This is a genomic window from Dolichospermum sp. UHCC 0260, from assembly GCF_009711985.1.
GTDB classification, from domain to species: Bacteria; Cyanobacteriota; Cyanobacteriia; order Cyanobacteriales; family Nostocaceae; genus Dolichospermum; species Dolichospermum lemmermannii.
Window position 1 is genome coordinate 47735 of the sequence record NZ_VIKZ01000005.1, and the last position, 12674, is coordinate 60408.

Below are 12674 nucleotides of genomic sequence, written 5' to 3' on the forward strand. Positions count from 1 at the left end.
GAAAGAAGAAAGAAGAAAGGAGAAAGAAAGAAAGAAAGAAAGAAAGAAAGAAAGAAAGAAGAAAAGAGAAAGAAGAAAGAAAGAAAATTTCTTCACCTCTCTCTTCTCTGTTAGATCAAACATAATAATCTGGAATATTTCATCCTGTTAATCCTTAAATCCTGGACATCCTGATTCAGACAATTAATCCTGAAATCCTGGACATCCTGATTCAGACAATTAATATTACTGAATACTCGACAAAGGTACACCTAACCACCCGGCAAAATTCTCCATTTCTGTGAAAGAAGGATTTTCGACAACTTTAAGTTGATACTTATTAGGAATTGATGCAGCTAGAGTCACAGAATAAGTCCGCAATTCATCTTGATGAAAAACAGTAACTTGAATAGAATCATTTTCCTGGTAATCCTTCAAACGTTCATTTAACTGATTTCCCACCCTAATCCCATCAATCGCTAACAATTCATCTCCAGCATCAATTCCCGTAAATTGTGCCGGTGAACCCGCTTCCACAAACTTAATTATCTCCCGTCCATTTTCAGTATTTATCCTCACACCCAAATAAGGTTCTTCATTCTTTTCCTCAACTAATTGCAAACCAAAAGGTTGTAAATATTGATTAAAAGGTAAATCTTCCAAACCATGAAGATAGCGTTTAAAGAAATCTCTTAAATCCATACCCGCTACAGACTCAATCACACCCTCTAATTGTTCGGGAGTATAACCAACTTCGTCCTTGCCAAACTTCTCCCACATTTGCCGCATTACATCATCTAAAGAAAGCTGATTCCCGTGATGAACGCGAATTAATAAATCTAATAAAAGTGACACCATTTCCCCTTTGATATAATAGGAAATTTGAGAATTACCACTATTAGCATCTGGACGATAAAGTTTAATCCAAGCATCAAAACTTGACTCCGACAAAGGTTGAACTTTTCGTCCTGGAGTCATCAAATATCTGGTAATTTCCTTACTCAAATAGTTTAAATATGCCTTGGTATTATAAATACCTGCCCGTAAAGGAATGATTAAATCATAATAACTGGTTGTTCCCTCGCAAAACCACAAAGATGGTGTATAATTTTCCTGATCATAATCAAACACTTCTAACCCCAAAGGACGAATTCTTTTAACATTCCATAAATGAAAGAATTCATGGGCTACCAATTGCAAAAATGGCTCATATTTATCCACAGTCCGAAATCCAAACTTTTGATAAATTAAAGAACAAGAATTTTTATGTTCTAAACCACCAAAACCCTGCTGAAGCAAATGCAGAAAAAATACATATCTGTCATAAGGTAAACCACCAAACATTTGTGATTCTACCTCAATAATTTTTTGGCAATCAGCAATCATTTGTTCTGGTTGAAAATTTCCTTTTCCCCAAACTGCTAATTCATGGGGTTTACCCAAAACTTCAAAATTATATAATTGATGACAACCAACTTCAAAAGGACTATCAACTAAAGTATCAAAATCTGCCGCTAAAAAAGTATTTACTGTTTCTGCAAATGTTGGTAAACTAGTAGTTACTTGCCATTGAGGGTTAGCAGGAATTACCCTTATCTGCATGGGAAAATTTTCCCAACCAGGGATTCTAAAAAACAAAGCTGCCCCATTAAAGTAACCGTGAGTAGCATCTAAATGATTTGTTCTTACTGTTAATTCATTAGCAAATACACGGTAATGAATAGTTACTTCTGAAGTATTGCCTTTTTCTACTTGCCAATGATTTTTACTAACTTTATGCCAAGATAAGGGTTGATTATTCGCAAAAGCCGCAAAATCCTGTAAATGTCTGCCATATTCCCGCACCAAATATGAACCAGGAGTCCACACTGGCATTTTTAAATCGAGAACTGCTGACGGATAGTTAACAATGTGTAAAGTCACCTCAAATAAATGGGTTTCTGGTTGAGACATTCCCACCAAGTAATGAATTTGTGGAGAGAGTTCTAAAATCATTTTGTGTGTTGAGTTTTGATTTACTTATCCATAATCAACAGTCTATCGTTAATCGTCAAGTATAGGCATATAAAATTAATAATATGATGTGTTTATGGTGATTTCATGTAAACCAAGATTATTGACTGATTTGTAAACCTACAATACTCTTAGAGTGGAGGTCTTTGCTGATTGTATCTAATCACAAAAGGATATTTTTTGTATAAGTTGTTAAAACAGTACCATCTTTTATGCAAGATTTGGGAAAAAACAAGCCAAGGAGTTATTAATTATGACAGTACCTTATGACGAACTGGTTTTTCAATCACCATATTTAGCTGTAGTAAAAGCAAAACAACTGCTAGAGGAGGGGAAAATGAAAGAAGTTGATGATATTTTAGAGAGTTTAGCCGAGTCTATGGGAAGATCAGAAAAAAGAGCAGTAATTAATCGCCTAACTCGATTGATACTGCATATAATTAAGTGGAAATGTCAACCGGAAAAACGTAGCGCTAGTTGGGTAATTTCTATTCGTTCAGCTAGGGCAGAAATTACTGCCAGTCAAGAAGAAATGCCAAGTCTCAATCGAGATTTTTTGGAATCAATTTGGAACAAGTGTTTTCTGGCTGCAAAACAGGATGCTAGAGATGAAATGGGTAAGAAACCAGATATTATTGCTTTAAGTTGGGATGAGGTTTTTAACGAAACTTATACACTTTGGGAGGATTAGAAAATTTCTATTTGGGAAAAAATCAGGTTATTTATCTTGATTTTTGGCTGTTCCCTCTTTCCCAATCATTACACTTCATTGCGAAATTAGGCAGTTAAGTAAAAAAAATGATAACTTCTAATCTAGTCTAGTAAAGCAATTACACCAAATTCATCAAGGAGAACCCAGTGGCAATGGAATCAAATATACTAACGGGCGCAACTGTAGACAACCAAGATATAAGTGAATACGTTGCTCATCTACAAATGCACATGGCACTACAAGCTCGAAATCTGGTTCCCAACTTGGTTCCCAACTGCAAACAAGCAATTTCAGATAGTCGTCAGCAATTACTTCATCAAACCCAAGCCGACTTTGAAAAATTCGCTTCTCGCCAAGGTCTATAGATTTAAAAGTATTTTGAGTAGAATTATCCTAGAATAGAAGCAGGTATTGTGGTTTTCACCTCAAAGGTATACTCACGGTTTCTGCTTTTTATATTTTTTTTACGTGGTCACTTAAAAAAATCACTCTTTGGGAGCAAGACCTAAGAGAAAAAAAGCCGTTAAAATGATTGCAGCATCACATCACCAATCCTATTTTTTAAAGGTTAAATGGCGGCTTGAATCAAAATGACTTCACTACTCCCTCGAAACCTCAGCGTTGTTATCCGACCAGTCCAACATAGGGATTTGGACGGAATTGATTGCTTAACTCAAGAATCATTGTCCCATCTTTCTCCCCAAGAAGCTGGTGCGGCCATGCGGCAAATGCAATGGCTACGACGCTGGTATGGGTTACTCAAATTCTTAAGTTGGTTTCCCAACCCATTACAGTATCGCTTCTGGGGCTATGTTGCCGAACAGGGACGGATACTACTGGGAATGATTCAAGTATCACCATTTAACCGAACCCGCAGCACTTGGCGAATTAATCGGGTAATGTTAGCAGGCACTGGCGACAGAATGGGAGTAGGTTCACAACTACTGCGCCATTGCTTTGAATCAATTTTAGAAGCGCGAACATGGATACTAGAAGTTAATATCAATGACGTTGATGCCTTAGCACTGTATCGCCACAATGGATTTCAACGGTTAGCAGAAATGACATACTGGGAAATTAGTCCCCAGTTATTAGCGGAATTAATTCAAACTGAACCAGATTTACCCAACCTCTTACCGGTGAGTAATGCTGATGCTCCGTTGCTATATCAACTGGATACAGCATCAATGCCACCTTTGGTAAGGCAAGTATTTGATCGACACACCCACGACTTTAAAACGACTTTGTTTGGGGCTATTATTGATGCTCTCAAGCAGTGGATGACAAAAACTGAAGTTGTGAGTGGTTATGTCTTTGAACCCCAGCGGAAAGCAGCCATTGGTTATTTTCAGGTGCAACTTGATCGCACAGGTGAAAATCCTCATGTAGCAACTCTTACAGTTCATCCGGCTTATACTTGGTTGTATCCTGAATTATTGTCTCAATTAGCCCGCATTGCTCAAGATTTTCCTCAACAAGGATTACAATTAGCTTCTTCAGATTATCAACCAGAAAGAGAAGAATATTTAGAGCGGATTGGGGCTAAACGCAAAGAACATACCCTGATCATGTCTCGCTCAGTTTGGCATAAACTGCGAGAATCGAAATTTGTCTCCTTAGAGGGGATTCAGTGGCAGGAAATGTTACAAGGACTACAACCAAGCCGGAAACCTATCCCTGGGGGGATGTCATGGATGCCGCAAACTCAGCAGGTGCATCCAGAAAGGGCTATACCAATGCAGTCAGAAATTGTGGCTTCTACTCATCAAAATCCTAACATGGATATACCCTGTCCATCAGATTCAGCCGCAGATGAATCCCAGGAGCAACAATAGCGTGATCTCTCAACAGCAATCAAAATCATTTATTTCCGCTTTGGGCGTGGATGTTGGTAGTAAACGCATCGGTTTAGCTGGATGTGATGGGACTGGGTTAATTGCTACGGGTATAACCACAATTGAGCGCAAATCTTTTGTTGAAGATGTGGAGAAAATTCAGCAAATAGTCAATGAGCGACAGGTACAAATCCTCGTTGTTGGTTTACCTTATTCAATGGATGGTACTATCGGGTTTCAAGCCCGTCATGTCCAGAAATTTGCGGCTAGATTGGCGGATGCGCTGAAACTTCCTTTAGAATATATGGATGAACGATTAACTTCTTATCAAGCGGAACAACTGATAATAGCTGAGAATCGCTCCCCATCAAGGAATAAGGGTTTAATTGATCGCAAGGCTGCTGCATTGATTTTACAACAATGGCTAGATGCTAGACGGAGTTCGGTACAGAGATCGGTAGCATTTACCGATGAGTGATCCCTTTTAAATGGTATTCTAAAAACTATTACAGATCATTTATTTGATCTTAATGATTTCAGTGTCTTTAGACCTGAGAGCGTCAGTTGGATCTCTCAATTTATGGTTGACATCGGCTGTCATTTAGCGGTTCAATGATTTCCATATATAAGAGTATTGTTACAGTTACATAATTCAGCTATGTATTCATCTCCACTTCCTGAAGACAATGATCACGATTCCGAAAGTTCTCTGATTTTAACAGATGAGCTAAAACGGACACTAGAATGTTACATTGAGCATACGCTCGATGTAGAGGGGGAAAAATATGTTCTCCTTCTGCCTATAGATGCACCAATAGAAATTTTTGCTTGGCAAATTGATGGCGACGAAGAAGAAGCCGTCTTGGTGGAAGATGATGAGATCATTGACGAAATTTTCGGCACTGCTCAAGCGGTTCTTTCTGAGCAAAACTTGATTCTCAAGAATACTGCTTATGCCTTAACTGTAGCAGGTGAGTTGCCTCCTGAAGATGAATCAAAATTCTTTACTTTAGAACTTGAAGATGAAGAAAACGGTTTAGAACCAGAGCAATTAATGGAAATTGCCACTTTTTATCATGATGAACAGGAGTATGCAATTTATACTCCCCTTGATCCCCTGCTCTTTTTTGCGAGAATGACTAAAACGGGTGAACCAGAATTACTTTCCCCCGAAGAGTTTCGTAAATTTCAACCCCTCTTAGAAGAACATCTGTTTAATGAGCTTGATTAATTGGTAATTGGTAATTGGTAATTGGTGATTGGTAATTTAATTAATTACTGTTGCCTTTTACCTTTTGCCTTATTCAAAAATCTAAATTTAGTTAGAGTTTGCTTAATAAATCTAAACTTCAAATTTTTCTTTCTTCCTCCTGACTCCTGAATGGGCTTAGTCCCTGCGCCCCTAGCTCCTAGCCTTCACAAAAAATTATGACTCGCAACCATCTATTAGAGCCTAACTTGATTTTATCAGGTTCAGTATTAACGCTGACACCAGGTGTCATCCAACAATATGGGCTGAAAGGGCTAGTATTAGATGTGGATGAAACTTTAGTACCCATGACAACGAGTTCTACTTTCCCAGAATTGCAAGCATGGGTGGCAGAAATTCGGATTTGTACAGCACTATGGTTAGTTAGTAATAATTTAAGTGAAGCGCGAATTGGTGGTATTGCCCGTTCTCTAAATTTACCTTATTACTTGGGTGCGGCCAAACCCTCCCGGCGGAAAATTCGGGCGGCGTTGCAAGAAATGAATTTACCTGCACATCAAGTAGGTATGGTAGGCGATCGCTTGTTTACTGATGTTTTAGCCGGTAATCGCTTGGGAATGTTTACAATTTTAGTCGAACCAATCATCCATCCCGATTTTACAGCCCTCCGTTCCCATCCTATCCGCAATATTGAAGTTTGGATATCTGAGATATTAGGCGCATCTATTACAATTAAAAATTAAAAATTGTCAGCGAAAATTAAAAAATCTCGGCACGTCTGAGGATATTTCTGAAGCCAGAAAAAGATATTGTCGCTTGATCAAAAATCCCCGACTTCTATTAATCTCAAAAGTCTATCATTCTAATCTCAAAATAACGTAGTATACTGGGGTTAATCGTATTTAACCGGAAGATGAAATACTTAACCCCAGAACAAGTTTATAAACAATAGACATCTCCGAGAATTAAATGTACGTGACTTGAAACCCTTGTAGAGACGTTCCATGGAACGTCTCTACGATCTTTTTAGGAGATGTCTAATGTAGTAAGTCTAGAATATGAAACGTATTGTCAAGAATCAGTTAACCGTTACGAGAATCGCTATTTTAGGGACTGAAAAACTAAATACTTGGAAATCTAACGAACTTGATTTAATTGCTTTGCGTTTGGGACAACTACGCTCTGACTTGTGGAATGAGTTCGGGTCGTTGAAAGCCTGGGGTGTGTCTAAATTTGAGATTGACAAACAGCTACGCACATCGAAAGACAAGTATCAATTACCTGCTAAGTTATGGGATTCAACCCTCTACGATGTAATTGATGATATCCACTTGGTTCAGGCTGCTTGTGTCGAAAAGGTGATGAAATCTTTGGGTCAATCGTTCCAATCATTCCCATCTAAAAAAGGGGTTTTACAACTTACATTAGAAAGTCGTGAATGGTTGGAACACCCCAAACTTTGCACATTGATGAGAAAGTTTTGGGATCGAGGTAACACAAAAGTTTGTAACCAAATTATTCTTAGGGCTTTTGATACTAAATTAGATAGCAAAGGTGTAGTGTGGTTGCGTTTCGGAGGGTTAACTCCATGTAAAACCCTCAAGTTACCAACGACTTTACCGACGGAAGTAAAATGTCAGTTAAGGCTAATCAAGCGTAATTGTAGATGGGAAATACATTACACGGCTGACATTGAAAAAGCTGAAAAAAAGACTCGAGGTAAAATAATTGGATGTGACAGAGGCTACACAGAAGTGTATGCCACATCTTCTAACGATGGTGCTAGATTTTTAGGCAATAATTTCGGTAAAATCCAAACAGAAGAGACTGATTATAGAACAGCGAAACAAGTTAAACGCGACAAAATCAGGTCAGTTTTTAATAAATCTATCGCTAAAGGAAACAGTGCTAAAGCTGATAGAATTAAAAGAATGCAGAATTTAGAATTTAGAATTTAGAATTACGTTTTGCAACGGGGATTTTACCCCGACGCAAAACCCGCTGCTTGTAGAAGCAGGGGACTTTAACCCCCAAAGGTAAATTAAACGGAATAACCTTGGTAAAATCAAGTGGAATAATCGGGAAACATCCTTTAAAGGTAGGATTAAAACAATCGTTTTTACAGCTACCCATGACTTGATGTTAAATGCAATTAAGGTAGCTTTTGAAGATTTGACGGAAGCAATAAAAAGCAAAAAGCCCATGAGAAAGCGCATGAAGAGAAATGTTTCTTCATGGTGCAAGGGGATGGTTGCGGATGCTCTCAAACAAGTTTCAACCCGTGTAGGTTGCACGGTTGTTAGTGTGAATTGTGCATATACGTCACAACTTGACTCCAGATTTGCTACCTTAACTGGTAGTAGAAATGGTGACAAGTTTACCGGACATGATGGGGTCGTAATGCACTCAGATACTAATGCTGCTGATAACGTTCTAGCAAGAATGAGTGATGTTGAAATCACTCGATACATGAAACATTCCGATGTAAAAGTAATCTTGCTAGAACGGACGCAGAAGTTTCGGGACTCCATAGTAATGGAAACCGAGGCGAAAACGGGCAAGGATAAGCCCCAGACTCTAGAACCTAAAAGCTCTCCTTACGAGTAAGGTCAATCAGAGAGCGAATTATCAGCAATTAACGCTGTTTGACCAAGGTTAAACTACGTTATTTGTGTATCTCGAGGATCTCAATTACTTACTTAGGACTAACTTTATCAATCACCTTGATTTTACCATCATCGCCCACAGTCCAGACATCATAAGTACCAATGACATCGCCATTAGCGTCAACATCTACATCACCGCTTGCGCCTTGATAATTAATCTGTTTTCCTGCTTTAAGTAGCTTCAATCCTTCACAAACATCACTAACTGGTGTACCCTTACCAGCAGAGACTTCCCGAATTTTACCAGCAATAGCAACCCCGGTATTTTCCTTCGCAGCTTGAGCGGCTAATACCAACAAAGCCGCAGCGTCCCAAGATTGAGGTGCGTATTCTCCAGGAGAACCGCCTTTTTTCTCTTTCCAAAGTTTATTAAAGTTTTCCAAACCTGGACCACTAGAACCAGGAACTGTCCCAATTGCCCCGGATAAAATATACTTACCATCACTAGCTTTGCCTACTTGATCAGGGAAAGTAGGGGATTTTACGCCGTCTGTCAGTAAAATTTGTACGCCTTTGGTGACACCTTGCTGATAAGCCGCTTTGAGGAATAAACTCCCAGTTTCCGCATATAACACCCCTAAAACTGCATCTGGTTTGCCAGCAAAAGCCGCAGTTGCTTCTGTATCAAAAGTTTGAGCTTTGGGATCATAGCGAATAGGTTTATCTTTATTAATTACTGTTCCCCCTAATTTTTCAAAAGTTTCCACAAATGCTTTTTCAAAACCTACACCATAGTCATTGTTAATAACTACTGTGGAAACTCGTTTAAAACCTTTTTTCCGAGCAAGTTGGGCTAAAGCCAATGCTTGGTAGGTATCTGGGGGAGCAGTCCGCGCCCAAAAGCCCTTAAAGTCGCCTTTTTTAGCTTTGTCGGTAAATACAGGACTGGTGCTACCAGGAGAAATCAGCATGACTTTATTGGGTACAGCCACAGAAACCGCCGCAGTGGAAACGCTACTGGCAAAAGAACCGACTACACCACCGACTTTATCTAAAGTTGCTAATTTGGTCATTCCCGCAGCACCGGCTTTAGGGTCTGTTTGGTCGTCTACTTGTACTAAACTGACTTTTTCACCATTCACACCCCCACAAGCGTTAACTGTGTCTACCAGTAAGGGAACTGAACCAACCATTTGTTGTCCAATAGAAGCCAAGTCACCAGTTGTTGGTAATAAACTCCCGATTTTCAGTCCTTTAGTATCACTGGTTGTAGTGGTAGCTGTTGGGGAGGTGGTACTATTTCCGGTAGATGATGAAGGATTAGGATTTTCACAAGCGGCTAACAAGAAACCACTGGCTAGGGTAGCTAGACTCAAGGCTAGGGAAATACGAATTTTTGCCATAGTTAATCACACAGATATTTAGAAAACTTGATGTAGATATATTTACATTAAGCCTTTAAATCGCAGATTATAACATCCTCACACTATCATTGGTTTTAAATTATAAGGAAGAACGCCGAAAACCCTTGAAAATGTGGCTGACTCAGGAAGCCACATTTGGGCTTTAGACAAGGGATGAAGGCTAGAGGCTTTCCTTTATCCTGCATTGACGTTAATTTGAAAATTTGAAATAATTTCAAATTTTAACTTACCTTTGGGGGTTAAAGTCCCCTGCTTCTACAAGCAGCGGGTTTTGCGTCGGGGTAAAATCCCCGTTGCAAAACGTAATTCTAAATTCTAAATTCTGCATTCTTTTAATCCATATTCGTGATAGAATTAAATTGTCACTAAAGACATAAAAAGCTACCGAGGGACTCTCGGAAAGTTACGCTTGTCAGATATGATTTCGCCCGCCAGGGCAAACGAAATCAGGGCAAGAACCCAAATATTTAAGGAACCCTGCCTGAAACTGGGATAACTGAGGGATATAGACTGAAACTCTCTATAGAATCTCCGCGTCTAAAGACGCGGAGAGTGTCAATCAAACCATAACTTTTTCACCAGGTTGAGGAGCAATTACCTGGGTTGTTAAATTGTTTTTTTCCAGTAATGTGCGAAATTCTTCTACAGTTCCCTTAGCTTGCAGGAATTTTACCAGTAGTCCTGCAAACAAAATATCCCCTCCGGCTGCGGTAGGGAGCATAAATCGAGGTTTTACCGATTTTGCTACTTCTAGGGCGCTATTCATGCCTTTGATAATCGGACCGAGTAGGGGTAAACTCAAATCAATGATTGGTGTAATTACTACGTCAATGGGTTCTATTTCTTGAAGTTGGGGGGAATGATAACCATGAGGTTCATAATACAATGTGGAATTATTTGCTAAATCTTTGAGTAGATAGCCGTTTTCTAATAAGGTTGGTCCAATGGGAGAACCGGGAACAGCTTTGATTTCTATTTGATGATTTAAGGTGAAGGTTTCACCATGATTGAGACTGATGATTTGTTGATAACCCAGTTGTTTGACAACTTTAGCCGCATTGGGGGAAGCGACAACGGGGATATTTTTGTTAAGCTGTTTTAAGGTGGGTGGGTGTGCGTGATCTTCTAATCCTTGAGAAAGCAAAATTAAGTTTATATTATCTGGTATTGACCGATCTTGAGTCCGAGAACCTTTAAATAACCAATCTAAATTATTAAAGGTTAAATCACCAATTAACCAGGGGTCAATTAGTATCCGCTGTTCACCAATTTCAATCAACCAACTATTACTATCTAACCAAGTAAGGTTCATAATTACAGAAAACGCTATATCCATAATCTAATTATACACAAGACGTAGAGGTTTAGCAATGCTAAACCCCTATAATATGTGCAGCAAAAGTGAAGATTTTATCTAAAAAGGTATATCTAATAATAATCGTTGTTCTTGAATATTTTGCCCTGTATTTTCATCATCATTATCCCAGTTTAGAGGATTATTAATAATGTATTTTCTGATTTCTTCTAAAGATGTTTTATTACGATTAATATGTTCATAAAAGTTTCTTTGCCATACAGAAGATATTCCTTTTTGATGGCAAATAATATTAATTTTCTTAGTAACAATACTTTTATAAGACCTGATGACGGTGGGAATTGATCCGGGAATCATTTTACCATAATTTCTGGTTTTGTCTTCTTTGGGAATTGTTTTAACTATCCATAATATGCCATGAATGTGATTTGGCATAATCACAAATACGTCTAAGTTGATATGTGGGAAATGTTGAGGAATTTCTTGCCAGCATTCATCAGCAATTGTTCCTAGCAAGTTTAATTTCATTTCCCCTTGTTTGATATCACCAAATATACATTGTTTGTCTTTAGTGCAAATGGTAATGAAATATGCCCCTTCTTGGGTGTAATCGTAGTCTTTTAATCTAATAGAACGACGATGGTGAATTTCTGGATTATAGGACACTTTGATGATGAGGGATTGTTTTGATGAATTTTTATATGATTATATATCATTCATGGGTAGGGAATGTGGGATTAATCGGTTGGTAGCGATACGGGTAGGGGTTTAGCATTGCTAAACCCCTACAATCATTGACGGTAGATGAGCGATCGCAATGTATCATTGAAAATAAACAAGCGGTGAGCTTTGCTATCGCATTTTCTACAAATACAGAAAAGCGATACACCAGTCTTAACGTTTTCCCACAAACGTAGGGGTTTAGCACTGCTAAACCCCTACAACGCTTTAAACACTAACTAAATAATAATTATCGGCATCAGAAACACCAGAACCGCTAATTGAATAAAATCCTTTGCGAATAGCAGAACCCAATGGAGCATTTTGTTCCCACATCCAAAAACCATCTATTGCACCTGCGCTATTAAGTCTGTATCCAGCAAAAATTCCGGTATGGTTATATGTACCATAATAACTATTATTTGTACCAGCAAAAGTGGCGATCGCCGTACCTACCGCAACATTGCCATTACCTATCACACTAACTCCTCGTTTCCAAGTACCTGCATTCCAATAAGGACTTGATCCAGAAATTGCTGTTGCATCAGCAACTAAATCCCAACATTCATAACCATAAGCATTATCAACATTTCTACTATATTTACCAATTAGAGTTTCATTACTAAGCTGTGTTAAATAGCTAGAAGTGGCCATTAAACCAGAGGGTGCATCCGCAGGAGTTAAACCTCCTCTTTCTTGCCATCCATTCCAATTTGTTCCATTAAATGAATCACGAGTATAAATTCGATCATCTGTTCCTTGTACAGCTTGAAATAATTTCCCATTAAAGACTTTTAACTCCGGATCAGCTAGAGTAGCACCACCAAAGTTTTGCCAACTTGTCCAATTGCTCCCATTAT

General features: G+C 38.6%; 13 protein-coding genes. 8 read left to right on the forward strand and 5 right to left on the reverse strand.

The window, feature by feature from the left end; all coding sequences use genetic code 11:
* Window positions 1–225: 225 nt before the first annotated feature.
* The gene (locus FJR08_RS03450) at window positions 226–1974 is read right to left on the reverse strand and encodes a M61 family metallopeptidase (protein WP_168632165.1); all 1749 of its coding nucleotides are present in this window, start codon (window positions 1972–1974) and stop codon (window positions 226–228) included.
* A 271-nt stretch (window positions 1975–2245) separates the two neighbouring features.
* On the opposite strand from FJR08_RS03450, the gene FJR08_RS03455 reads away from it, so the two are divergent.
* The 8 genes from FJR08_RS03455 to FJR08_RS03490 all read left to right on the forward strand — a co-directional run bounded on the left by FJR08_RS03455 (window position 2246) and on the right by FJR08_RS03490 (window position 8356).
* Window positions 2246–2683 (forward strand): DUF29 domain-containing protein, encoded by a 438-nt coding sequence (locus FJR08_RS03455; RefSeq protein WP_015080831.1) that lies wholly within the window; start codon window positions 2246–2248, stop codon window positions 2681–2683.
* Window positions 2684–2856: 173 nt separating this feature from the next.
* Window positions 2857–3069 carry a hypothetical protein gene (locus FJR08_RS03460; RefSeq protein WP_168632166.1) on the forward strand — a complete coding sequence of 71 codons (213 nt, stop codon included), beginning with the start codon at window positions 2857–2859 and terminating at the stop codon, window positions 3067–3069.
* A gap of 225 nt (window positions 3070–3294) precedes the next feature.
* Window positions 3295–4539, forward strand: a complete 1245-nt coding sequence (locus FJR08_RS03465; protein ID WP_168632167.1) for a GNAT family N-acetyltransferase — start codon at window positions 3295–3297, stop codon at window positions 4537–4539.
* Complete coding sequence (gene ruvX / locus FJR08_RS03470) at window positions 4517–5017, forward strand: Holliday junction resolvase RuvX (protein ID WP_051155191.1); 501 nt, start codon at window positions 4517–4519, stop codon at window positions 5015–5017. Before FJR08_RS03465 ends, ruvX begins: the two co-directional genes overlap by 23 nt.
* Window positions 5018–5197: 180 nt before the next feature.
* Window positions 5198–5770 carry a DUF3727 domain-containing protein gene (locus FJR08_RS03475; protein ID WP_168632168.1) on the forward strand — a complete coding sequence of 191 codons (573 nt, stop codon included), beginning with the start codon at window positions 5198–5200 and terminating at the stop codon, window positions 5768–5770.
* Window positions 5771–5967: 197 nt separating this feature from the next.
* Window positions 5968–6492 carry a YqeG family HAD IIIA-type phosphatase gene (locus FJR08_RS03480; RefSeq protein ID WP_015080826.1) on the forward strand — a complete coding sequence of 175 codons (525 nt, stop codon included), beginning with the start codon at window positions 5968–5970 and terminating at the stop codon, window positions 6490–6492.
* A gap of 315 nt (window positions 6493–6807) precedes the next feature.
* Window positions 6808–7707, forward strand: a complete 900-nt coding sequence (locus FJR08_RS03485) for a hypothetical protein (RefSeq protein ID WP_254435675.1) — start codon at window positions 6808–6810, stop codon at window positions 7705–7707.
* Between the two features lie 181 nt (window positions 7708–7888).
* Entirely contained in the window at window positions 7889–8356 is a 468-nt protein-coding gene (locus FJR08_RS03490; RefSeq protein WP_174782967.1) for a hypothetical protein, read from the forward strand.
* Between the two features lie 88 nt (window positions 8357–8444).
* Here FJR08_RS03490 and FJR08_RS03495 read toward each other — a convergent pair whose 3' ends face one another.
* The 4 genes from FJR08_RS03495 to FJR08_RS03510 all read right to left on the reverse strand — a co-directional run.
* On the reverse strand, window positions 8445–9758 hold the full coding sequence (locus FJR08_RS03495) for an ABC transporter substrate-binding protein (protein ID WP_168632169.1): 1314 nt from the start codon (window positions 9756–9758) through the stop codon (window positions 8445–8447).
* Window positions 9759–10338: 580 nt separating this feature from the next.
* The gene (locus tag FJR08_RS03500; protein ID WP_168632218.1) at window positions 10339–11091 is read right to left on the reverse strand and encodes an MBL fold metallo-hydrolase; all 753 of its coding nucleotides are present in this window, start codon (window positions 11089–11091) and stop codon (window positions 10339–10341) included.
* Window positions 11092–11193: 102 nt separating this feature from the next.
* Window positions 11194–11760, reverse strand: a complete 567-nt coding sequence (locus tag FJR08_RS03505) for a transposase (RefSeq protein WP_168632170.1) — start codon at window positions 11758–11760, stop codon at window positions 11194–11196.
* 282 nt (window positions 11761–12042) lie between these two features.
* On the reverse strand, window positions 12043–12674 hold a 632-nt coding region (locus tag FJR08_RS03510; protein WP_168632171.1), incomplete at its 5' end, for a BPSL0067 family protein.

Bases quoted from the DNA above. Each gene is read 5' to 3' on its own strand.
- FJR08_RS03490 (WP_174782967.1), top strand. From the start codon at position 7,889: ATGTTAAATGCAATTAAGGTAGCTTTTGAAGATTTGACGGAAGCAATA.
- FJR08_RS03475 (WP_168632168.1), top strand. From the start codon at position 5,198: ATGTATTCATCTCCACTTCCTGAAGACAATGATCACGATTCCGAAAGT.
- FJR08_RS03455 (WP_015080831.1), top strand. From the start codon at position 2,246: ATGACAGTACCTTATGACGAACTGGTTTTTCAATCACCATATTTAGCT.
- FJR08_RS03495 (WP_168632169.1), bottom strand. From the start codon at position 9,758: ATGGCAAAAATTCGTATTTCCCTAGCCTTGAGTCTAGCTACCCTAGCC.
- FJR08_RS03500 (WP_168632218.1), bottom strand. From the start codon at position 11,091: ATGAACCTTACTTGGTTAGATAGTAATAGTTGGTTGATTGAAATTGGT.
- FJR08_RS03465 (WP_168632167.1), top strand. From the start codon at position 3,295: ATGACTTCACTACTCCCTCGAAACCTCAGCGTTGTTATCCGACCAGTC.
- ruvX (WP_051155191.1), top strand. From the start codon at position 4,517: ATGAATCCCAGGAGCAACAATAGCGTGATCTCTCAACAGCAATCAAAA.
- FJR08_RS03460 (WP_168632166.1), top strand. From the start codon at position 2,857: ATGGAATCAAATATACTAACGGGCGCAACTGTAGACAACCAAGATATA.
- FJR08_RS03480 (WP_015080826.1), top strand. From the start codon at position 5,968: ATGACTCGCAACCATCTATTAGAGCCTAACTTGATTTTATCAGGTTCA.
- FJR08_RS03450 (WP_168632165.1), bottom strand. From the start codon at position 1,974: ATGATTTTAGAACTCTCTCCACAAATTCATTACTTGGTGGGAATGTCT.
- FJR08_RS03485 (WP_254435675.1), top strand. From the start codon at position 6,808: ATGAAACGTATTGTCAAGAATCAGTTAACCGTTACGAGAATCGCTATT.